The sequence below is a fragment of the Mesorhizobium sp. KR2-14 genome (assembly GCF_040049255.1).
GTDB lineage: Bacteria > Pseudomonadota > Alphaproteobacteria > Rhizobiales > Rhizobiaceae > Pseudaminobacter.
Genome location: NZ_JBDZDR010000002.1, coordinates 1 through 21,856, shown reverse-complemented (window position 1 = coordinate 21,856; position 21,856 = coordinate 1). Strand labels below are relative to the sequence as shown.

Sequence of the window (21,856 nt, the reverse complement as noted above, 5' to 3'; positions counted from 1 at the left end):
ATAAAATCAATGTAGAAAATAGCCAGCCGGTAGGTTTCTCGAGGCCATCGGTGTGTTCTCCAGGAGAATTAAGAAAAAGGTCCGAAAACGGCCAAACGAGAAGGAGGAGGACATGCAAGGCGGAATGCAGTCGGTCTTGGACGTCGGCGACAGCGCGGCGACATTCACAGGCACCCAGGAAACACCGTCATACTCGCTTCACCGCACGCTTAACTGGACACACGCATTTTGGTTCGCATCAGGAACGCCGGTCCTGGTGCTGTTTTCGATCGGCGCGGTCGCCTCGGCGGTCGGAAACATCTCCCCGCTGGTGTGGATCGTCTCGATGTTCATCGGCTTCATCCAGTGTTTCGCCTATGCCGAGATCTCGGGCCTGTTTCCGAACAAATCCGGCGGCGCCTCGGTCTACGGGGCCATTGCATGGGTGCGCTATGGAAAGGTGCTGGGGCCCATCTCCGTCTGGACCAACTGGTTTTCTTGGTCTCCCGTTCTTGCCGTCGGCTCGGGCCTGGCGGCGGGTTATGTGCTGCAGATGCTGTTTCCGGCCGACGCCGCGATCCGTACCTGGTCGATCACGCTCTTTGACCTGAGCTTCATCAAGTCCGGCCTGCATATGCGCATCAACACCACCTTCCTGCTCGGCCTTTTCCTGATGCTGACGGTGTTCGCGATCCAGCACCGCGGCATACTCAAGGCCGCAAAGGTGCAGATGATAGTCGCCATCGCGGTTCTGATGCCGCTGTTCCTGATCGGCGTCGTGCCGTTCTTCACCGGCGACCTGCACACTGACAGCTTCATGCCCTTCGTTCCGCTCGAGCACGACGCGTCGGGCCAGCCAGTGCCGGGCAGCTGGAACATGGTGGGCTACACCACCTTCGCAGCCGGGCTGCTGCTGGCGGCCTGGTCCACCTACCCCTTCGAAACCGCGGTCTGCTATGTCCGCGAGTTCAAGAATCCCGGCTACGATACCGTGCGCGCCCTAGTCTATTCGGGGCTGCTGTGCATCCTGTTCTACACCATCGTTCCGATCTCGTTCCAAGGCTACCTTGGCCTTGACGGCCTGCTGGACCCCGGCATCTACGACGGCACCGGCGTCGGCCGCTTCATGGCGCAGATGGTCGGCGCCGGGCCGATACTGGCCAACATCATCATGACCATGCTGATCCTGTCGGTGTGCCTGGTGATCATGACGGCAATGGCCGGTTCGTCGCGCACGCTCTACCAGGGCGCGCATGACGGCTGGCTGCCGAAATACCTGTCGCGGCTCAACAGCCATGGCGCGCCGGTCGCCGCGATGTGGACCGACCTGATCTTCAATGCATTTTTGCTGACCTTGTCGGACTACGTGTTCCTGATCGTTCTGGCCAACACCACCTACATGATCTTCGTGTTCCTGAACCTCCAGGCCGGCTGGCTGCACAGGATGGATCGGCCCAATGCGCCGCGGCCATACCGTAGCCCGAACTGGCTGCTGTGGGTCGGCGGCATCTGCGGCTACTTCAACCTGCTGATCATGGGTTGGGGCGCGGACTTCTGGGGAGAGCGCGCCCTGCTGACCAGCCTGCTGATCACGGCCGGCATCATCCCGATCTTTCTGTTCCGCCACTACATCACCGACGGTGGGCGCTTCCCTTCCTGGATGCAGGCGGACCTCATGGAGAGCGGCAGGCTGATCCGGAAACGCGCCGGCATATTGCCCTATGTCGTTCTGATCACAGGCGGCCTGACGATCTATGTCGGGCATCTCCTGGCCACATACCAGATGTGAACCATGGGCGCGACCGCCGAGGCGGTCGCCTCATCTGACCGCAAAGCGGCTCGAGCAGGCCCCGTCGGAAACCTTCCGGCGGGGCTTTTCCGTTTTTGCCGGCTCCTTCGGACCCGGCGGCCGCAGCCCCGAACGGGATTGATAGGATCAATGTTCGATATTGGAATTCAGGTCGTTGATGCCAAAATATTCAGCCGATACTGTGCTGATATATTTGGTTTTTAGAAACATTGACCGAATTTATGTAGGCAGTTCAGAAGCATCAATTTTCATCGACAAATACTTTCAAAATATACTTGTCAGTTTGGAACCTTTGGAACGGCGCAGGGGTGGCGATTGACGATCGACCGCTCCGAAATCGAGGACAGAAGCGATGGGAAATGGACATCACGATCATCACCATGCCGACGGGCACAGCCACTCCCATGCGGAGGAGATAAGGTCCTCCACGGACGGAAGGCAGGCCCTGGAGCGGCTCTCGCGCATTTCGCAGAAGAAACAGGCCGAAGAGACCGCCCGCTCGCTCGAACTGGGCCTCGAGGCCGCCCCCTCCGTCGTCGACCGCAGCATCTCGCTCTTCAGCCGCGGCCACCAGCCGGCCTTCGCCGGCATCAACACCTTCATGAAGGTTCCCTATTGCGAGGACATCCGCAAGATCGGCCAGTACGAAGCCGCCTTCGTCGGCGCACCCTTCGATTCCGCGACGACCTATCGCCCTGGAACCCGGTTCGGCCCGCAGGCCGTGCGGCGCATTTCCGCGCTCTATGACGGCTACTGGTTCGACGGCGGCGTCGACATCTATGAAGAGCTGGACATGTGCGACGCCGGCGACATTTTCGTCATTCCCGGCAATATCGAAAAGACCTTCGACCAGGTCACCAAGGCGGTGTCGCACATCTACACCTCGGGCGTGTTTCCGATCATCTGCGGCGGCGATCACAGCCTCGGCTTCCCCAACGTCCGCGGCATAGCCCCGCATATCGACGGCAATGTCGGCATCATCCACATCGACCGGCACATCGATATCCAGGAAAAGGACATGGATGAGCGGATGCACACCACGCCCTGGTTCTGGACCACGCATGAGGGGCGCGAAACCTCGCATCGCGACCACAGCCACATGCACGATGTCGGCCTCCCGAACTGCCATCCCAAGAACCTGGTGCAGCTCGGCATCGGCGGCTGGTACGGCAACCGCCCCGGCAGCGCCGTCGCGCATCAGCGCGGCACCAGTGTCATGACCATGTTCGACCTCGAAAAGCACGGCCCCAAGAAGGTCGCCGAGATGGCGCTCGAGATGGCCTGGGAAGGCTGCAAGGCGGTCTACCTGTCCTTCGACATCGACTCTATCGATCCGGGCTTCGCTCCCGGCACAGGCTCGCCGGAGCCCGGCGGGCTGATGCCGCGCGAGGCCTTCGAGATCATTCGCACCATCGCGGCCGAAGGGCTGTGCGGCATGGAGGTGGTGGAGGTTTCACCGCCCTATGACGTCAACGACAACACGGCGCAACTTGCCTGCCGTGTGGTTCTCGACACGCTGGGCACGCTGATTGCGAATGGCAAGCTCGGCCATCGCGACAAGGCAAAGGTGGAGAACGCCGGCTAGGCAAATTCCCCGCCCTCACCTTCAAGCCACACTTTCAATCGAAACTCGGAACAACTCTGGAGGCAACTCATGTCCAGATCCAGCATTCGCGCTGTCCTGACCGCGGCAACCGTTTTCCTGCCCACCATGGCGATGGCCCACCCGGCGCATGACCAGGCTTTCGGCTTCGCGCACGGCTTTGCCCATCCGATGGGCGGCCTCGACCACATATTGGCGATGGTGATGGTCGGCCTGTTGGCGGCCCAGATCGGCGGCAGGGCCATGTGGCTGGTCCCGGCCAGCTTCGTTGCGATCATGGCGCTCGGCGGCGGCGCCGGCGTCGCCGGCATCGGCATGCCCTTCGTGGAAATCGGCATTGCGCTGTCGGTGGTCGTGCTGGGCGGCATCGTGGCGTTCCGTCTCGCCACGCCGGTGGCCGTGGCTATGGGGCTGGTCGGCTTCTTCGCAGTCTTCCACGGCTACGCCCATGGCGCCGAGATGCCGGGAACGGCCGGCGGTCTTGCCTATGGCGCCGGCTTCGTCACAGCCACCATGTTGCTCCATGCGCTGGGCATCGCCGGCGGTTTGCTGCTTGGCCGCGCCGGCGCAAAGGCGCATGGCGCCACTGTGGTCCAGAGCCTGGGCGCGGCCGCATCGCTTGCCGGCGTTGGCATTCTCGCCGGCATCATCTGACCTGACACGGAGAGGCGCCCGGCCCGGCGCCTCTCCCTCCGTCGTGAAAGGCCTGCCCCGACGCGTCTATTGCAGCTTGTGGAGGAGATTCCGGGATGACTGAATCTTGCGGCACAGCGGCACGCTCGCACGATGAAAGCGACCCGCCATCATCCGGTATGTCTCCGGAGCGGTGGCGAGCCTTCGACAGCTCCAGGGACCGCAAGGGCGCTGCTCTCCAGGCCGCGGTCGGCCGCGAAATTCGCTCCCTGCGGCTCGGCTTCGGCATGAACCTCCAGGAACTTGCCGCAGAGGCCGGCATCTCGGCCAGCACGCTCTGCAGGGTCGAGAAGGGTTCCATCTCCCCGTCGCTGGACACGCTGCAGGCGCTGTCGTCTGCCTTCCAGGTGCCGCTGGCCAGGCTGTTTCGCGGCTTCGAAAAAGGGAACCGCGTCAGGCTGATGAAGGCCGGGGACGGAATCGAAATCGGCCACGGCGACACCGGCTTCCAGCGCAGGCTGTTCCGCCATGTCGGCAGCGACGGCATGGCCGTCGAGCTTGGCCTACTCACCGCGTCGACACTCCCGGAAAGATTGCCCACATTCCGCCGGGAAGGCCTGGAGCTGCTCTATTTGCTGGAAGGCGAAATCACCTATCGGCACGGCAACGCTCTCTACCGGATGGCGCCGGGCGACTGCCTTTTCCTGGACACCGGCGAGCCGCACGGTCCCCATGAGCTTGCCAAGCTGCCCATGCGCCTGCTCTCAATGGTCTGCTACCGTGCCGCCTAGCAGCCGCGGCGATCACTTCAGGCAGGCAATGAAGTCTTCGCGAAGCCGGCTGCGCCGCGCCGGCTGAGGGAAGCTCGGATTGTCGATGATGTAGACGGCGATGGAAGGAACGATCTCGCGTGGAAGCAAGGGCCACAACCGTCCATCCGCCTCGTCTGCCGAGGCATAGCTCTCCGGCAGGAAGCTCAGCCCCATGCCAAGCAGCGCAAACCGCTTTGCCTCTTCCAGGTGCTCCGTGACCGCCGCGACCTTCTCCCCAAGCCCGAACTGCAGCCGGAATGCCCTCAGCTCATCCGGCTCGTCACTCCCCGTGAGGATGAAGCGCTCCTCCTTCAACTGCCGAGGATCATCGAATTGCCTGCCAAACAGCTGGTGGTGAACGCCGCAATAAGGCCGGTGGATCTCGTCCGAAAGAAACCGGTATCTCAGTTCCGGGCGCAGCACCCTCGACGGGGCCACGCCGACGTCGATTTCATTGCGCATGACCGAGCCCGTCACATGCGCGGACGGCATGGTGGCGACGATGAGTTCCACATTGGGAAACCTGCCGTGAAACAGGCTGATTGCCGCATCCAATGCGCCGCACGTGAAATTGCTGATCAGCCCTATCGTCAGGTTTCCATGAATTTCGCCGGGGGCCTCGTTGGCCAGGCTGGGAATCTCGCGCACCGACCGCATGATCGGCGCGCAGAGTTCCGCCAGCAGCATTCCTTCGGGCGTAAGCTCGAACCCGGCCGAGCCGCGTTTGCACAGAACCACGCCTATTCGCTTTTCCAGGCGCTGCAACGCAAGGCTTATTGCGGATTGCTTGAGGAGAGTCTTTTCGGATGCCCTGGATATCCCGCCAGCCTGCACGATCTCGTGGAATATCTTCAATAGGTTCCAGTCCAGATCGCGGGCGAAGTCGTCGATGGACGTCATGAAGTCACTGCCTTGTCAGACGCAAATGATCGAACGGCAGGTCGTGGCGGTCGCAATTCCAAAGCATCAAGACAATCCCGGCGCAGCCGGCCGCATGGCAAGGCACATCGTCCAGGATGTCAAGCGCCGGACGGGCCATTGATTTTGAACCAGACCATAGGGATGTTACGAATGACAGCGAGCGCTCCGCACCGTTGCCTGCAGTGGCTTCGGAGAGTTCTATACAAACTGCTTGCGGTAAGGGCTGCCCGTCATTTTGGCCCGGAAACTGCCAGGAAATTGGGTGTAGAGAGCAAAAAACGCCAGGACGGCTAAACGGATTCGGTTCCTCGATGCTGCGCGACGCGATCGTCTTCCTGCTTGCGGCAATAGTCGTCGTGCCCCTCTTTCGACGCTTCGGTGTCAACGCCGTCATCGGATACCTTGTGGCGGGCGTGGTCATCGGCCCTCACGGGCTGGCGCTCGTGCGCGAAGTCGAAGGCACGCATGAACTGGCCGAACTCGGCGTCGTCTTCATGCTGTTTGCGATCGGCCTCGAGCTGTCGCTGGAAAGACTTCGGGTGATGGCGCGCTATGTCTTCGGGCTCGGCGTGGCCCAGGTGGCGCTAACCGGCGCGGTCCTTGCCGGAGGCGCGCTGCTCCTCGGCGCCGACTGGGGCCAGGCCGCGGTGCTGGGCGGAGCCTTGGCGCTCTCTTCCACGGCATTCGTTCTTCAGCTTCTTCTGGAAAGAGGCGAGCTTTCCACCCACTTCGGTCGCATTTCGCTGTCCGTACTTCTGCTCCAGGACCTGGCGGTGGTGCCCGGCCTTGCAATCGTGACGGCACTCGGGACCGAGCCGGATGCACTGGCTCAAGCCCTCCTGGTCGCCGCCGTCAAGGCGCTGGCCGCCCTCGCCCTGATCCTGGTGGCGGGCCGGCTGCTGCTGCGCCCGCTCTATCGCATGATCGCCGGCACGCGCAGCCCCGAACTGTTCGCGGCCGCGACCCTGCTGGTTGTTCTGGGAACGGCCTGGGCCACCATGCAGGGAGGACTGTCCATGGCGCTCGGCGCCTTTCTGGCCGGGTTGATGCTTGCCGGCACAGAATACCGCCACCAGATCGATGCCGATATCCGCCCCGCCCGCGGGCTCCTGCTCGGGCTGTTCTTCGTCTCCATTGGAATGCTGATCGATTTTCGGACCATCATTCCTCGGCTGCCGGAAATCCTGCTTGTCACGGCGCTGCTGATCATTGCCAAGGCCGCAATCATGACGGCCCTGTGCCGGCTGTTCCGGCTGCCCTTGCCCCTTTCCGTGAATATCGGGTTGCACCTTGCGCAGGGCGGCGAGTTCGCATTCGTGCTGTTCTCGCTTGCAATGGGAACCGCGGTTCTTCCGGTCGAAGCAGGCCAGTTTCTGCTGGCGGTCGTGGCGATCACCATGGCGATGACCCCGCTTTTGGGCCTGCTCGGCCAGCGAGCACAGGCCTGGCTGGAGGAAAAAGGCCTTGGCGGCGCGGCCGCCCTGGCGGCCGAGGCGCAGCTCTACGAAAACCATGTCGTCATTGCAGGCTTCGGCCGCGTGGGCCGTACCATCGCCGAGATGCTCGACGCACGACATATTCCCTGGATCGCCGTCGATCTAGATCCGGCCAACGTCGCCGCAGCGCGAGCCCGCGGACTGCACGTGTTCTTCGGAAACGCTTCACAGGAAGCGATCATGCACGCGGCCAAGGTGCGTCGGGCACGAGCAGCCGTGATCACCCTCGACGATCCTGCGGCGGCGGTCGCCGCGCTGAGGGTGATCCGAAGGGATTTGCCCGATCTGCCGGTTATCTTGCGGGCGCGAGATGCGAAAAACATGGACGAGCTACTGCGCCGCGGCGCCAACAGCGTCATGCCCGAAACCATCGAGTCGAGCCTGCTGCTCGGCGGCATGGTTCTTCGCACGCTTGGAGAAACCGATGCCCAGATCGACGAGGTCATCGGGCACCTCAGGCTCAGCACCTACCGGGGGCGCGGATCGGGCGCTCACTAGCGCGGCGACACGCTCGGGAGGCCGCTTGCCGCCGGTCAGGAGCCGAGCCTGATGCCGCACAAGTGAGTCGCGGGAACGTATTCACCCCGGAAAATTCTGGTATTTTATTCCAAGAGACAGTTGCTCATGCGTCGGCTGCGACATGGGCTTGGAGGCGTCTGAGGCATCGGCCATCGAAGATGCGGTCTCTTCCCAAGCGCCGTCGAAGCCAATCGGGTTGGATCCCTACCGTACGCTTGACTTTGATCGGGGGAACTGGCGCTCGGCACAATCAGACACGTTTAAGGCGCGGGCAATTCGTCCTCACCCGGCGGCGATGCAAGCCATCGGCTTGTTCGGCCGCATACCATGGAGGAATAGATGAAACCCGCAATCGTGACATGCGCTGCGACGATGCTCCCTGTCAAAGTGGCACTCATCTCGGTGCTGATGCTGTCCTTGTCTCCTGGTGCTGTGCTGGGAGCCTCGATCGAAAAGAAAGGGACCACACCCTACGTTACGCATTTCATCTTTCGGCCGTTGACGAACATCGACATACCCGGGCTCGGAACGGCCACCGCGCTGGAGGCGGTCGGGACCACTCAGAACATGAAGGGCGAAGCGATGCTCGACAAGATGTCGGCGCACTGCACGGCGGTAAGCGTTGCTTCGGGTGAGAAGAAATACATCGATGGAGCCTGCGTGCTGGCCGACAAGGACGGAGACAAGATCTTCTCGACCTTCGACACACGGGACCTCGACAAGTCGCAGCCGGATATGAATTGCGGCACCCACATCATCACTGGCGGAACGGGCAAATACCAGGGCATCACCGGCAGCGAGCCCTTTGCCTGCATAAACATGCCCGCACTGGCCGGCCCCGGCGGCTACACCGCCATGGACATTCCGCACAACACGACCTGGGAGATCAAATGACGGCTTGCCGCCTTGCGTGCAGCGGCACCTGAAAATCAAACAGGATCAAGTCCAAGTTTGGCCCCGGCAGCGGGGCCATCTTTCTGCCGCTGGGTGGTGATTGGTTGCGGCACGCGCGGCCGCATCGTGCTGGAACCGTCGCTGGCCTTGTAGTAAGGGCGCAATCTCGCCGCAACTTGCCGGCATAGGGCGCCATGCGATTCACATTGCACAAAATTCTGATCATTACCGTCGCCGCGAGCCTTGCCGGCTGCGCCACGCCGCCCAGCGCGATCGAGGCCAAGACAGTGAACGACGGCCGCTTCGCAAATCTCGACTGCCCGATGCTCATAAGCGAGCGCGACCGCAAGGTTCAGATCCGTGACCTGCTGATCGACGCCCAGAACGAGCGCTTTCGCGCCGACGTTATCAGCGGCGCACTCACCGGAATGACTCAGTCGATGATCAAGTCGCCGCAGGAGCGGGAGGCGAAGATCGCCGAGGTGAAGGGCGAAATCATCGCGCTGAACCAGGAAATTGCCGCGAAGGACTGCGTGGTGCGGCTGACGCAGTGAAGCTGCGCGGCCAGGCTTCAATCCGACCTGACGGGCTCCACAGGGAATTGCGATGGCAGTGAAGGCCGAGTGACGGTAAACCGGCACCCGAACGCGGAGCCGCGCCGACCTGGTTCGGCCGCTCGGACCAAAAAGAAGTGTTACCGATGGTGAAGCATGAAGCCTGACGTTGTGATTGTAACCGGAGCCGGCCGTGGGATCGGCGCCGCCATAGCCCAGCGCCTTGCCTGCGACGGGTGGAAGGTTGCCGGCCTCGACCGGGTGTTCGGCGAAGAGGACTGCCCGCATCTCGCCTTCCGCCACACGGTGGACGTCGCTGACTACGAAGCCGTGGAGGCTGCCGTCGGCGAGGTGGAAAAGGCGGTCGGGCCGGTGGGCGGGCTGGTGAACAACGCCGGCATCACCCGCGACGCCATCTGCCACCGCATGGACCCGGCCGACTTCCGCGCCGTTCTGGACGTCAATCTGGTCGGGCCATTCAATCTGTGCCGCGCCCTGCTCGGCGGCATGCGCGAGCGTTCCTTCGGGCGCATCGTCAACATCTCGTCCATCAATGCGCTGCGCGGCCAAGCGGGCCAGGCGAACTATGCGGCCGCCAAGGCCGGTCTCATCGCGCTCACCAAGAGCATCGCGCTCGAGAACGCCTCGAAGGGGATTACCGCCAACTGCATCGCGCCCGGCTTCGTCCGCACCGACATGACCGACGCGATGCGCGCCGACATCAGGGATGCCGAGGTCGCACGCATTCCGGTCGGCCGGATCGGCGCGCCGGAGGACATCGCTTCCGCCGCCTCGTTCCTGATGTCCGACGAGACGGGCTTCATCACCGGCGAGGTGCTTTCGGTGAACGGCGGGCAGTTCATGCGCTGATGGCGCAGGAAGCGCCGTCGAGCCACGAAAGATGCGCCGCGCCGCCCTGCCCTTCCGTTGGCTTCAGCGCGGCGCGATGCGCCTGACCACTGCCTTGCGCGGCGCGGGCTTCGCGTCGCCCAGCGTGTAGGCGGCCAGCACCGAAGCGGCCGCGCGCTCGGCATCCGGCTTGCTGCGCGCATGCACGAGCGCCAGCGCCTCACCAGCCTTGACCTCCGCGCCCACCGGCAGCAGCCGGGTGATGCCTACCGTGTGGTCAACGCTGTCTTCCGGCTTGGTGCGGCCACCGCCGAGCGCCACCACCGCCATGCCGACGTCGCGCGTCTCGATGTTGGTCACGAAGCCGCCGCGCGGCGCCTTCACCGCCAATTCCGTCTTGGCGCTGGGCAGATAGGACGCGCAGTTCTCGACGAAGTCCGACGGTCCGCCGAGTGCGGCCACCATGCGCGAAAACACTTCGGCCGCCGCACCACTGTCCAGCGCCTGCCGCGCTCGGCGCTCGCCTTCCTGGTTGGAGGCGGCGATGCCCGCCTGCTGCAGCATCTCGGCGGCCAGCGCCAGCGTGACCTGCTCCAGCCGGCGGTCGCGATAGCGGCCGGTGAGGAAATCGACCGCGTTCTGCACCTCCACCGCATTGCCGGCGGCCGAAGCCAGCGGTTCGTTCATGTCGGTTATCAGCGCCGAAGTGGGCAGGCCGGCACCGTTCGCCACTTCGACCAGGCTGGTCGCCAGCGCTGTGGCATCGCGGCTCTTGGCCATGAAGGCGCCGTTGCCGACCTTGACGTCGAGCACCAGCGACTGCAGCCCGGCGGCCAGCTTCTTCGACAGGATCGAGGCGGTGATGAGCGGAATGGATTCGACGGTCGCCGTCACGTCGCGGATCGAATAGACCCGCTTGTCGGCCGGCGCGAGGTTCGCCGTCTGGCCGATGATGGCGCAGCCCGTCTTCAGCACCGCATCGCGGAACAGCTTGTTGTCGGGCTGGCTGACATAGCCGGGGATGGAATCCATCTTGTCGAGCGTGCCGCCGGTATGGCCGAGGCCGCGGCCCGAGATCATCGGCACATAGGCACCGCATGCCGCCACGATGGGCGCCAGCATCAGCGAGACATTGTCGCCCACGCCGCCGGTGGAGTGCTTGTCGGTGACCGGGCCGGGCAGATCCGACCAGTCGAGCACGTCGCCGGAATCGCGCATGGCGAGCGTCAGCGCCACGGCCTCGTCGCGGCTCATGCCGTTGAAGAAGATCGCCATGGCAAGCGCTGCCACCTGGCCCTCGGACACCGCGCCCGAGGTCAGCCCCTGGACAAACCCGGCGATCTCCTCGGCGGAGAGCGGCTTGCCGTCCCGCTTGCGGCGAATGATTTCCTGCGGGAGCAGGTTGCCTCCCCTCGCCTCACCGCTACTCATCCAGAAACCCCTCGCGGAACATGGTCTTCAGCACGGTGGCCAGGCGGGCGCCGCCGATGGGCGCCATGTCCTTGGTCTCTTCGTGCGACAGCTCGGCCCCGGTCATGCCGGCCGCCAGATTGGTGACGACCGAGCAGGCCGCGACCTTGAGGCCGAAGAAGCGCGCCAGGATCACTTCCGGCACGGTCGACATGCCCACCGCATTGGCGCCCAGCACCCGCGCCATGCGGATTTCGGCCGGCGTCTCGAAGCTCGGGCCGGAGAACCACATGTAGACGCCGCGGTGCAGCGTGATTTCCGCTGTCTCCGCCGCCCGCACAATCGCGGCGCGCAGGCCCGCGTCATAGGCTTCCGTCATACCGACGAAGCGGCGGTCGCTCGGCTCGCCGAACAGCGGATTGGTGCCGGAGAAGTTGATGTGGTCGTCGATAAGCATGACCGAACCCGGCAGCATGTCGGGGTCCACCGAGCCGGCAGCGTTGGTGAGCAGCAGGTGCGTGATGCCGATGCCGGCGAGCACCTCGATCACGGGTCGCATGGCGGCGGCGCTGCCGTGCTCGTAATAGTGCGCGCGGCCGGCCAGCATCAGCACCGGCAAGCCGGCGAAATGGCCGGCCACGACCTCGCCGGCATGGCCGGTGACGCCACTGACCGGAAAACCCGGCAGGTCGGCATAGGAGATGCGGATCGCATCCTCCACCTCATTGACGAGGCCGCCCAGGCCGGAGCCCAGCACCAGAGCCACGCGTGGCGCCAGGCCGCCCAGCTTCTCGACGAGATGATCCACCGCGCCCTTCATTTGAGGATGCTGCCCTTGAAGCCGTAGGGCAGCATTTCGCCCATCGTCACCGTCTCGACCACGCCGGTGTCATCGCAGAGAAAGAGCTTGGTGTCCGCGTCCGCGAATTCGGCCAGACGCTGGCGACAGCCGCCGCAGGGCGTGATGCGATGCATGCGCTCGGCAACCACCGCGATCCCCGTGATCCTGCCGCCGCCGCCCATGATGTACTGGCCTAGCGCCGTGGTTTCCGCGCACCAGCCCTCGGGATAGGACGCCACCTCGATGTTGCAGCCAGAGAAGATGCGTCCGTCCTCGGTGCGCAGGGCCGCCCCCACGGGGAACTTCGAATAGGGCGCGTGGGCGTGTTTCATCGCGGCAACGGCCGCCTCGAACAGATCGTGCGACATTGCTTATCTTTCCTTCACATAGGGCACGCCGCCGGCGCGCGGCGGGATCGCCTTGCCGATGAAGCCGGCCAGAAGGATGACGGTGAGCATGTAGGGCAGCGCCTGCATCAATTGCACCGGCACCTTGCCGATCATCGGCCAGGCCATGCCCTGGAAGCGGATGGAAGCGGCCTCCAGGAAGCCGAACAGCAGGCAGGCGAACATGGCCGGCACGGGCTTCCACTTGGCGAAGATGAGCGCGGCGAGCGCGATGAACCCCTTGCCGGCGGTCATGTCCTTCACGAAGCCGGCATTCTGCGCCACCGAAAGATAGGCGCCGGCAAGGCCGGTGAGCACGCCGGTGCACAGCAGCGCGCGATAGCGCAGCCAGGTCACCGAAATGCCTGCGGTGTCGACCGCCGCCGGGTTCTCGCCCACGGCGCGAAGGCGCAGGCCGAAGCGGGTGCGAAACAGCACCCACCAGGTGAACGGCACCATCAGGAAGGCGACATAGACCAGCAGCGAGTGGCCGGACAGGATGTCCGAATAGATTGTGCCGACCACCGGCACCTCCCGCAGCGCATCCGCGCCGGGCAGCGTGATCGCCTGGAAGCGGGCGTCGCCGCTCAGCGAGGGCGTGCGGCCGCCTTGGCTGAACCAGGCCTGGCCCAGGATGATGGTGGAGCCGGCGGCGATGAAGTTGATCGCCACGCCCGACACGATCTGGTTGCCGCGATGGGTGATGGAGGCGAAGCCGTGCACCAGCGCCAGCGCAATCGACGTCAGCACGGCCGCACTGAGCCCCACCCAGGCCGAGCCGGTGACGGCGGCGGCAGAAGCACCGGCAAAGGCGCCGGCCAGCATCTTGCCTTCCAGGCCAATGTCGAAGATGCCCGAGCGCTCGGAATAGAGGCCGGCGAGGCAGGCCAGCAGCAGCGGCACCGAGACGCGGATCGTCGCGCCGACGAGTTGGACCAGGGCGTCCAGAAGTTCCATGTCAGGCCCCCTCTTCCTTGGCCACTGTAACGCCGACCGAGCGCGGGCTGACGCTGGCGAAAAGGGTCTGGATAGCCGGGCGGAACATGTGCTCCAGCGCGCCGGCAAACAGGATAACGAGACCCTGGATGATCACGATCATGTCTCGGCTGATGTTGGGCATCTCGAATGCCAGTTCCGCGCCGCCCTGGTAGAGCACGCCGAACAGGATAGCCGCCGGCACGATGCCCGCCGGATGCGAGCGGCCCATCAGCGCCACCGCGATGCCGACGAAGCCGGCGCCGGTGACGAAGTCGAGTTGCACGCGGTGCTGGTCGCCCATGATCGGGTTCAGTGCCATCATGCCGGCCAGCGCGCCCGAGATCATCATGGTGATTATGATGATGCGCGCCTCGGAAATGCCCGCATAGCGCGCCGCCTTGGGGCTGAAGCCGTAGGTGCGCATCTCGTAGCCGAGCCTGGTGCGCCAGATCAGCACCCAGACCAGGAAGGCCATGACCAGCGCCAGCAGGAAGGAGATGTTGAGCGGGGCCGAGCGCACCGACATTCCGAACATTTCCAGCAGCCAGCCGAGCTTCGGCAGCTGCGCGCCGGGCAGGAAGTCGCGCGTCTGCGGCGCCATCGAGCCGGCCGGCTTCAGCACATCGACCAGCAGGTAGACCATGGCGCTGGCGGCGATGAAGTTGAACATGATGGTGGTGATGACGATGTGCGACCCGCGCTTGGCCAAGAGATAGGCCGGGATCAGCGCCCACAGCGCGCCCACCGCAGCCGAGGCCAGGATCGCGAGGGGGAACGTCGTCCACCATGGCAACACGCTGTCGAGCCCCAGGCACACGACCGCCACACCAAGGCCTGCGATATAGGCCTGTCCCTCGCCGCCGATGTTGAACAGGCCGCAATGGAAGGCCACCGCGACCGCAAGGCCGGTGAAGATGAAATTGGTGGCGTAGAACAGCGTGTAGGCGATGTTCTGGCCGCTGCCGAAGGCACCCTTCACCAGGATGCCCGCCGCCTGCAGCGGGTTCTCGCCCACCAGCATGACGACCAGGCCGGCCACGATGAAGGCCACCGCCAGGTTGACGATGGGTATAAGGCCATAGTCCGCCCAGCCGGGCAGTTTTGCGTAGGGGGTGCTCACTCTGCGGCCTCCTTGCCTTCGACGCCGGCCATCAGCAGGCCCAGTTCGCCCTCGCTTGCGTCGGGGCCGCGCTCGCCGACGACACGGCCGGCGAACATGACCAGGATGCGGTCGGAGAGCGAGCGGATTTCGTCGAGCTCGACCGAGACCAGAAGCACGGCCTTTCCCTGGTCGCGCATGGCGATGAGGCGCTTGTGGATGAATTCGATGGCGCCGACATCGACGCCGCGCGTCGGCTGGCCGACGATAAGGACGCCCGGGTCTTGCTCGATCTCGCGCGCCAGCACGATCTTCTGCTGGTTGCCGCCGGAAAAGTTCGCGGTCTTCAGGCGGCAGTCACCCGGCCGGATGTCGTATTTCTCGATCTTCTCCCTGGCGTCGTTGCGGATGGCATCAATGTTCAGGAAGGGGCCGTTCAGATACTTCGGTTGGTCGTGATAGCCGAGGATGGAGTTCTCGTTTTCCTCGAAGGCCAGCACGAGGCCGACATGGTGGCGGTCCTCCGGCACGTGCGCCAGGCCACGGTCGCGCAGCTCGCCGGGGTCGGCGTTGCCGGTGACGTCGATGGGCTTGCCGTCGAGGGTCACCGAGCCCGAAACGGCGCGGCGCGTGCCGGCAATCGCCTCGATCAGCTCCGACTGGCCGTTGCCGGCGACGCCGGCGATGCCGACGATCTCGCCGGCGCGCACGGCGAAGGAGACGTTGTCGACCATGGTGACGCCGCGCGAATCCTTCACCGTCAGGTTCTTCACCGACAGCTTGACCTCGCTTGGCTTGGGCTCGCCCTTTTCGACGCGCAGCAGCACGCGGCGGCCGACCATCAGCTCGGCCAGCTCCTCGACCGTGGTGTCGGCGGTCTTGCGGGTGGCGACCATGGTGCCCTGGCGCATGACCGAGACGGTGTCGGTGATGGCCATGATCTCGCGCAGCTTGTGCGTGATCAGCACAACCGTCTTGCCCTGGTCCTTGAGCTGCTGGAGGATGCGGAACAGGTGATCGGCCTCAGCCGGGGTCAGCACGCCGGTCGGCTCATCTAGGATGAGGATTTCGGCGCCGCGATAGAGCGCCTTGAGGATTTCCACGCGCTGCTGCAGGCCCACCGGCAGTTCCTCGATCACCGCATCGGGATCGACCTCGAGGCCGTATTCGCGCTCCAGCCGGCGCAGCTCGGAGCGCGCCTTGGAAATGGAGTTGTTGAGCAGGGCCTCGCCCTCGGCACCGAGGATGACGTTTTCAAGCACGGTAAAATTTTCCACCAGCATGAAGTGCTGGTGCACCATGCCGATGCCCACCGCGATGGCGTCGTTGGGCGTACGGATGGCGGTCGGCCTGCCGTCGACGCGGATCTCGCCGCTGTCGGCCTGGTAGAAGCCGTACAGGATCGACATCAGCGTCGACTTGCCTGCTCCGTTTTCGCCGATGATGCCGTGGATGGTGCCGGGAGCGATTTCCAGGTTGATATCGCGGTTGGCGCGAACGGCACCAAAACTCTTGTTGATGCCGATCAGCTCGATTGCAGCTTCCGCCATTCGACGGTGTACCCCTGTTTTATTTTTATCGTTTGGTCAAAAACTAGCATGCCGCCATTTCCCTGCCAATTGGCCAGGGGACCCGGATTTCACTCTCGACAAATCGCCTGCCAATTGTCAATTTCCCAGGGCGCGCCGGGCGCGATATTGACAGATTGTCGAGATTTTGTGGCATTTCGCCCGCCCGGCTCTAAATTTTGCAACAGGATTTCCGACATGACCGCCCCCGACGACCGGCTGACGACGCTCGAAATACGAGCGGCCGAACAGGAGAAGACCATCGAGGAACTGTCCGGCCAGATCGCCGAACAGTGGAAGGTGATCGATCGGCTTCAGCGGAAGCTGGATGCGCTGACGGATCGCTTCCTGGCGCTGGAAGAGCAGGCCGCCCCCGGCCACGAGGCCACCAAGCCGCCGCATTGGTAATGGCATGCCTCGGTCACGCATCATTCCGCTGCGGACAGGTTTTTCGACATCAGCGCCATAGGCTGGCCGCCGTCCCGAAAACGCTCGACGACGCTCCATCCCAGGGCCGCATAAAACCCTTCGGCGTTCGAGGTATATAGGTGGATGACCGGGCAGGCGACGGATCGGGCATGCGCCTCGATCGCCTCCACCAGCTTCGACCCCAGCCCTCGCCCCCTGAATTCGGGCGCCACCACCAGTCCGGCGAGCCAGGGCGACACGTCGTGCTGCGCATCGATCTCGTTGCGCACGAAGAGGCATGTGCCGGCGAGCCTGCCATCGCTTTCTGCCACGAGGGCGACTTCGTAGCCCTGATTGCGGACGAAGGTCTCGATCTCGCTGCGGTCTTGCAATAGCGAGCGGTCGCTGCCCTTGAAGAAAGCGTCGTAGCGCAGCTTCGCCATCGCCGCGAGTTCGTCCGCCGTCGGCTTCGCCAAGCGTATGCTAACCGGCATGTACCGCCTCCGGTCCGCGCGGTTGCGAGCGCGCCAGCGGCAGCAGGCAAAGCCCGCCGATGGCGGCGGTCAGCGCCAGGAACACGCCAAAACCCGCCCAGCCATGGGCCTCGATGACATAGCCCGCCAGCGGCGGCCCGATGACGGTGCCGATGCCGCCCGCCTGGCAGACGAGGCCGATAGCGATCGAGGCGGATTTTCCCTGCGGCACGATTGCCGGAATGCTGGCGAACAACGCCGAGGCGATGATGCCGCCCGCAATGGCGATGACCACCGCAGCGGCGGTCGCCAGCGCCGGCGCAGAGCCGCCGAAGGTCGGCACCGCCGCAACCAGGCTCGCCGCGAAGCCTACGCCCGCCAGCATGAGCACGAAGCGGCCGTCGCGTCCCTTGACCAGAACGCCGGTCAGCACATTGCCGATCGGCACGATCAACGCGATCAGCCCGGCCGACAGTGCGATATTCGCCTGCGGAAGCGCAACGAATGCCGGCGTGAACGCGAAGAAGCTGACTGAGAGCACGACGTAGAAACCAAAGGACAGCGCCACCAGAGCGACCGGAAAGGTCAGCTGCGCGGCAAGGCCGCCGGTTGTCGGGGCTGCCGCCTGCGTTTCCGAGCCGGCATCAGCATCGCCGACCATTGCCAGCAGCACGGCTCCGATCAGCGCGAACAGCGCAAACGCCACGATGGCTGCCAGCAGGAAAAGCTGCGGCTCGGCCGTCGGCAGAATCCCACGTGCCATGAAATCGGCGACAGCGAACCCGACGGGGACGAAACCGCCCCAGATCGCCAGTGCCGGCGCCCGCCAGGCGGGTGGCGCAATGGTGTTAAGCAGCGCCGGAATGACAATGACCAGCACCAGGTAGCCGATGCCTTCGACCAGGCGCGCCACGAGAATGGCCGCTGGATCGTCGAGAAATGCCAGCGCCAGGCCGCCGGCAGTCATCACCACAGCAGACGCGATGAAGGAGCGGCGCATGCCGGCGCGCTCGATGGCCCAGCCGGTCGGCAGCGCCACCAGCGCCACGAAGATGCTGATCATCGAGGTCAGCCAGCCGATCAGCACCAGCGAGAAGCCGGCCTCGCTTCTGTACCAGTCCACCAGCGGCGCGATCTTGCCGAGTTGCGTGCCCGCCAGCACGCCCGCCAGCAGCAGGGCGGCGATGGTCGCCAGGCGTATCCGGCTGTCGTTCATGCATTTCCCCCCGATCACGCGTCGGCCGGCTCCGGCGTCAGCCCCAAGTGCGGCTCAGGCTGCAGCGTGCCCTGCGCGAAAAGGACCACGCACCATTTCTACAGAGTTCAAACAAAAGCCGCCGGCTTGCGCCGGCGGCTTTATTCTGGCGCCCTTACCGATCAATAGGGGCAGGCGTTGTCCGACATGTAGTCGTGAACCTCGATCTTGCCCGCAGCGATGTCGGCCTTGGCCTGTTCCACGGCCGCCTTCATCTCTTCGGTCACCAGGTCCTTGTTGTTCTCGTCCATGGCGTAGTCGACGCCGCCTTCCTTCAGGCCGAGATTGTTGAAGCCCGGCGTGAACTTGTCGTCCTTGGTGTCCATGAAGGCATTGTAGACGGCCACGTCGACGCGCTTGAGCATCGACGTCAGCACCTTGCCCGGCTGCAGGCCGTTCTGGTTGGAATCGACGCCGATGCCGAGCTTGCCCGCGTCGGCGGCTGCTTGCAGCACGCCCACGCCGGTGCCGCCGGCCGCGGCATAGACCACGTCCGCGCCCTGCGAGATCTGCGACTTGGCGATTTCGCCGCCCTTCGTCGGGTCGTTCCAGGCCGCCGGGGTGTCGCCCGTCATGTTGTAGAACACCTCGGTCGCGCCGGCTGCCTTGGCGCCGCCAACATAGCCGCAACCGAACTTGCGGATCAGCGGAATGTCCATGCCGCCGATGAAGCCGACCTTCTTGGTCTGGGAGGCCATGGCCGCCAGCATGCCGACGATGTAGGAGCCCTCATTGTCCTTGAACACCACCGAACGCACGTTCGGCTTGTCCACCACCATGTCGATGATGGTGAACTTGATGTCCGGGAATTCCGGCGCAACCTTTTCCAGCGCCGCGGCCCAGGAGAAGCCGGCCATGACGATGGGGTTGTTGCCGTCCTCGGCGAACTTGCGCAGCGCCTGCTCGCGCTGGGCGTCGTTCTGGATTTCAAAGTCGCGATAGGCGATGCCGGTCTCTTCCTTGAACTTCTCGGCGCCATGATAGGCAGCCTCGTTGAAGGACTTGTCGAACTTGCCGCCGAGATCGTAGATGATCGCGGGCTTGATGTCCGCGGCGAAAGCCGGGAAGGCCAGTGCTGTTGCGGCCAGAAGGCCAAGAACGATACGCTTCATGTGAACACCCTGTTTTGCGTTGGTGCGCCGCGTACGTTCCCCGCCCTGCGGGCGCTTCACGGCGCTTCGCAGGAGGTGCCCCTCCCACATGCGCGACACTGTCGCACGGCAAGAAATAAAATTCACCTGGAATCTTGGGCGGGAAAAATGCCGTTGCGGAAGCCCTTAACAGCGGCTCGGCCCGGGGATTTGAAGGCTTGCGGGCGGGCGCAAAATTCGCATTTCCGCCCGCCGGGCTGGCGCTCAGGCGCCGGCCGAAGCGCCCTGCGGGATAGGGCAGGAAACCCCGGTGCCCTGCAGCCCGCAATAGCCGTTCGGGTTCTTGGCCAGGTACTGCTGGTGGTCTTCCTCGGCGAAGTAGAATTCGGGCGCAGGCGCAATCTCGGTGGTGATCCTGTCTCGCCCCGCCCCGCGCAGCGAAGCCTCATAGGCATCGCGCGAGGCCACCGCGGCGCGATACTGCTCGTCGCCGAAGGTGTAGATCGCCGAGCGGTAGGTGGTGCCGATATCGTTGCCCTGCCGCATGCCCTGCGTGGGATCGTGGCTTTCCCAGAACGTCTTCAGCAGCTGCGTATAGGAGACCACCTTGGGATCGAACACCACCAGCACCACCTCGGCATGGCCGGTAAGCCCGGTGCAGGTCTCCTGGTAGGTCGGGTTGGACGTGACGCCGCCGGCATAACCAACTGCGGTCACCCAAACGCCCTCCATTTGCCAGAACAGACGCTCAGCGCCCCAGAAGCAGCCCATGCCGAACATGGCCTTCTCCAGCCCTTCCGGATAGGGCCCCTTCAGCGGGTGCCCGGAGACGAAATGCCTGGCCGCGGTGGGGATCGGCTCGTCCCGGCCCCGCAACGCTTCTTCCGGCTTCGGCAGCTTGAGCTTCTTGTTCAGCATGTCGCTCAGGAAAAACATGGCATTATCCCTTTCTCGGGTTGCGGCCCCTGCCCTCTCCAGGCATCAACGCCCCTGCACGTAGCCCACATCGCGCCGGCGCGGGCGATGGCCGATCGCATAGAGCAGGAAGGCCAGCACCAGGAACACGGCGAAGTCGGGCAGGTTCAGCACGGTTACCGTAACCGGATCCCAGGCCAGCGGATGAAGCTTGGTGTGCATGAAATGCTGAAAGCTCTCCAGCGTGTGCGGCGAAACTGCGGCCCAGCTGGTGCGCAGCGGCGTCAGAACCAGATGCGCGGCGGCCACGGTGCGCGTGGCGTCCAGCACCGCCATGATGACGGCAACCGCCAGCGCGATCGTTGCAGCGAACCTGAACAGGAAGCGCAAGTTGAATCCTCGGAGCCTCGTTTCGCCAAGAGACATATGGTGCGTTGTCCGGCTGCGCAATCGTCCTATATGAAATTCGGCCGATCCGCCGGGCGAGTCCGAGCGCAAAATTTCTGCGCCGGCCAAAAAACAGGCGCAAGGCAGGCTTGGCATTCGCTTCAGGATCGACTAGATGAACCCCGCGCTTGCTTCGTTCGACGAAGCATGTGCCGCGGAGAGGTGGCCGAGTGGTTGAAGGCGCACGCCTGGAAAGTGTGTATACGGGGAACCGTATCGCGGGTTCGAATCCCGCTCTCTCCGCCAGTCCTACTCGCCCCAATATTCTCCATCGCCAATAATGGCGCCCGGAATGGCGCAGAACTGCGGGTTTTCGAGCCAAAGCTGTTGACTGCGCCGCTCGGCCAAAACACGGATTTCGTTCTCTCTTGGCCGATATTCTCCAAACCTCCTGACTGCGCAGATTTGGTACGGAGTTGTTAGTTGTTGAAACTATTCAATAATTTATCGATGAACTTACATACAGTTCGAACCCTGTCACGCCCTACCAACCCCAACCTGCTAAACAGTCTCCGCTCCCGACAAGCGGCCTCAGAAACCCAGGATTTCCGGGATTTTCAACCAGAACCTTGTGCTGGCAATCACCGTTTCAGGTGCAGTTTGGCTCCCTCCGGGCAGATTTTCTCCAAACCTTGTGGATACGCAAATCCGACGCAAGGTATTCGACGATAGTTTTTGTTGATCTTCTTGGATCGACACCTCGTGTCAGTTGGCTCGGAACTCCCCCATGCGCCTGCACCCGAGATCGAACCAGTGCATGCCATGCTCGGTGCGGGAAATCAGCGACTTGTTTGGGGCCGTGTATGGACGGCTCTCCGTTGGCAAGGGGTTCTTTTGAGCATTCTGCGTTGCTGGTTGGTGCGGCCATGTATCCGACCTGTAGTGCGGCCTTTCATGCGCCGCTGGCCATAATGC

21 protein-coding genes and 1 tRNA gene are annotated in these 21,856 nt (G+C 64.0%); 10 read left to right on the top strand and 12 right to left on the bottom strand.

Going from position 1 to position 21,856, the window contains the following annotated elements:
• Positions 1 to 112 precede the first annotated feature (112 nt).
• The 4 genes from ABLE86_RS04630 (at position 113) to ABLE86_RS04615 (ending at position 4,816) form a co-directional block, all read left to right on the top strand.
• On the top strand, positions 113 to 1,768 hold the full coding sequence (locus ABLE86_RS04630) for an APC family permease (RefSeq protein ID WP_348777771.1): 1,656 nt from the start codon (positions 113 to 115) through the stop codon (positions 1,766 to 1,768).
• 373 nt (positions 1,769 to 2,141) lie between these two features.
• Positions 2,142 to 3,374: an agmatinase family protein gene (locus tag ABLE86_RS04625; RefSeq protein WP_348777770.1), complete on the top strand. Its 1,233-nt coding sequence runs from the start codon at positions 2,142 to 2,144 to the stop codon at positions 3,372 to 3,374.
• Between the two features lie 69 nt (positions 3,375 to 3,443).
• The gene (locus ABLE86_RS04620) at positions 3,444 to 4,046 is read left to right on the top strand and encodes a HupE/UreJ family protein (protein WP_348777769.1); all 603 of its coding nucleotides are present in this window, start codon (positions 3,444 to 3,446) and stop codon (positions 4,044 to 4,046) included.
• Between the two features lie 95 nt (positions 4,047 to 4,141).
• Positions 4,142 to 4,816, top strand: a complete 675-nt coding sequence (locus ABLE86_RS04615) for a helix-turn-helix domain-containing protein (RefSeq protein WP_348777768.1) — start codon at positions 4,142 to 4,144, stop codon at positions 4,814 to 4,816.
• Positions 4,817 to 4,828: 12 nt separating this feature from the next.
• Here ABLE86_RS04615 and ABLE86_RS04610 read toward each other — a convergent pair whose 3' ends face one another.
• Positions 4,829 to 5,737 carry a LysR family transcriptional regulator gene (locus tag ABLE86_RS04610; protein ID WP_348777767.1) on the bottom strand — a complete coding sequence of 303 codons (909 nt, stop codon included), beginning with the start codon at positions 5,735 to 5,737 and terminating at the stop codon, positions 4,829 to 4,831.
• A gap of 116 nt (positions 5,738 to 5,853) precedes the next feature.
• Between ABLE86_RS04610 and ABLE86_RS04605 the strand changes: the two genes are divergently transcribed.
• The 4 genes from ABLE86_RS04605 to fabG all read left to right on the top strand — a co-directional run bounded on the left by ABLE86_RS04605 (position 5,854) and on the right by fabG (position 10,091).
• On the top strand, positions 5,854 to 7,752 hold the full coding sequence (locus ABLE86_RS04605; RefSeq protein WP_348777766.1) for a monovalent cation:proton antiporter-2 (CPA2) family protein: 1,899 nt from the start codon (positions 5,854 to 5,856) through the stop codon (positions 7,750 to 7,752).
• Between the two features lie 360 nt (positions 7,753 to 8,112).
• Positions 8,113 to 8,667, top strand: a complete 555-nt coding sequence (locus ABLE86_RS04600; protein ID WP_348777765.1) for a hypothetical protein — start codon at positions 8,113 to 8,115, stop codon at positions 8,665 to 8,667.
• Between the two features lie 206 nt (positions 8,668 to 8,873).
• Entirely contained in the window at positions 8,874 to 9,221 is a 348-nt protein-coding gene (locus ABLE86_RS04595; RefSeq protein ID WP_348777764.1) for a hypothetical protein, read from the top strand.
• A gap of 156 nt (positions 9,222 to 9,377) precedes the next feature.
• The gene (gene fabG, locus ABLE86_RS04590; protein ID WP_348777763.1) at positions 9,378 to 10,091 is read left to right on the top strand and encodes a 3-oxoacyl-ACP reductase FabG; all 714 of its coding nucleotides are present in this window, start codon (positions 9,378 to 9,380) and stop codon (positions 10,089 to 10,091) included.
• A gap of 63 nt (positions 10,092 to 10,154) precedes the next feature.
• On the opposite strand, the gene deoA is transcribed toward fabG, so the two are convergent.
• The 6 genes from deoA to ABLE86_RS04560 are packed head-to-tail and all read right to left on the bottom strand — an operon-like array spanning position 10,155 to position 16,334.
• Entirely contained in the window at positions 10,155 to 11,471 is a 1,317-nt protein-coding gene (deoA, locus tag ABLE86_RS04585) for a thymidine phosphorylase (protein ID WP_348778568.1), read from the bottom strand.
• Positions 11,472 to 11,493: 22 nt separating this feature from the next.
• Positions 11,494 to 12,300 carry a purine-nucleoside phosphorylase gene (locus ABLE86_RS04580; RefSeq protein WP_348777762.1) on the bottom strand — a complete coding sequence of 269 codons (807 nt, stop codon included), beginning with the start codon at positions 12,298 to 12,300 and terminating at the stop codon, positions 11,494 to 11,496.
• Positions 12,297 to 12,689, bottom strand: a complete 393-nt coding sequence (cdd, locus tag ABLE86_RS04575; protein ID WP_348777761.1) for a cytidine deaminase — start codon at positions 12,687 to 12,689, stop codon at positions 12,297 to 12,299. Before cdd ends, ABLE86_RS04580 begins: the two co-directional genes overlap by 4 nt.
• Positions 12,690 to 12,692: 3 nt before the next feature.
• Positions 12,693 to 13,664, bottom strand: a complete 972-nt coding sequence (locus ABLE86_RS04570) for an ABC transporter permease (protein ID WP_348777760.1) — start codon at positions 13,662 to 13,664, stop codon at positions 12,693 to 12,695.
• 1 nt (position 13,665) lies between these two features.
• On the bottom strand, positions 13,666 to 14,805 hold the full coding sequence (locus tag ABLE86_RS04565) for an ABC transporter permease (RefSeq protein ID WP_348777759.1): 1,140 nt from the start codon (positions 14,803 to 14,805) through the stop codon (positions 13,666 to 13,668).
• Positions 14,802 to 16,334: an ABC transporter ATP-binding protein gene (locus ABLE86_RS04560; protein ID WP_348777758.1), complete on the bottom strand. Its 1,533-nt coding sequence runs from the start codon at positions 16,332 to 16,334 to the stop codon at positions 14,802 to 14,804. The genes ABLE86_RS04565 and ABLE86_RS04560 overlap by 4 nt, the downstream gene beginning before the upstream one ends.
• Positions 16,335 to 16,550: 216 nt before the next feature.
• Between ABLE86_RS04560 and ABLE86_RS04555 the strand changes: the two genes are divergently transcribed.
• On the top strand, positions 16,551 to 16,760 hold the full coding sequence (locus tag ABLE86_RS04555) for a SlyX family protein (protein ID WP_348777757.1): 210 nt from the start codon (positions 16,551 to 16,553) through the stop codon (positions 16,758 to 16,760).
• A 20-nt stretch (positions 16,761 to 16,780) separates the two neighbouring features.
• Here ABLE86_RS04555 and ABLE86_RS04550 read toward each other — a convergent pair whose 3' ends face one another.
• The 5 genes from ABLE86_RS04550 to ABLE86_RS04530 all read right to left on the bottom strand — a co-directional run bounded on the left by ABLE86_RS04550 (position 16,781) and on the right by ABLE86_RS04530 (position 20,830).
• Positions 16,781 to 17,236 (bottom strand): GNAT family N-acetyltransferase, encoded by a 456-nt coding sequence (locus ABLE86_RS04550; protein ID WP_348777756.1) that lies wholly within the window; start codon positions 17,234 to 17,236, stop codon positions 16,781 to 16,783.
• Between the two features lie 7 nt (positions 17,237 to 17,243).
• Complete coding sequence (locus tag ABLE86_RS04545) at positions 17,244 to 18,449, bottom strand: MFS transporter (RefSeq protein ID WP_348777755.1); 1,206 nt, start codon at positions 18,447 to 18,449, stop codon at positions 17,244 to 17,246.
• Positions 18,450 to 18,610: 161 nt separating this feature from the next.
• Positions 18,611 to 19,600 (bottom strand): BMP family ABC transporter substrate-binding protein, encoded by a 990-nt coding sequence (locus ABLE86_RS04540; protein ID WP_348777754.1) that lies wholly within the window; start codon positions 19,598 to 19,600, stop codon positions 18,611 to 18,613.
• Between the two features lie 243 nt (positions 19,601 to 19,843).
• Positions 19,844 to 20,515: a peptide-methionine (S)-S-oxide reductase MsrA gene (msrA, locus tag ABLE86_RS04535; RefSeq protein ID WP_348777753.1), complete on the bottom strand. Its 672-nt coding sequence runs from the start codon at positions 20,513 to 20,515 to the stop codon at positions 19,844 to 19,846.
• 45 nt (positions 20,516 to 20,560) lie between these two features.
• Positions 20,561 to 20,830 (bottom strand): hypothetical protein, encoded by a 270-nt coding sequence (locus ABLE86_RS04530; protein ID WP_348778567.1) that lies wholly within the window; start codon positions 20,828 to 20,830, stop codon positions 20,561 to 20,563.
• Between the two features lie 267 nt (positions 20,831 to 21,097).
• On the opposite strand from ABLE86_RS04530, the gene ABLE86_RS04525 reads away from it, so the two are divergent.
• Positions 21,098 to 21,187, top strand: a tRNA-Ser gene (locus ABLE86_RS04525).
• Positions 21,188 to 21,856: the final 669 nt, after the last annotated feature.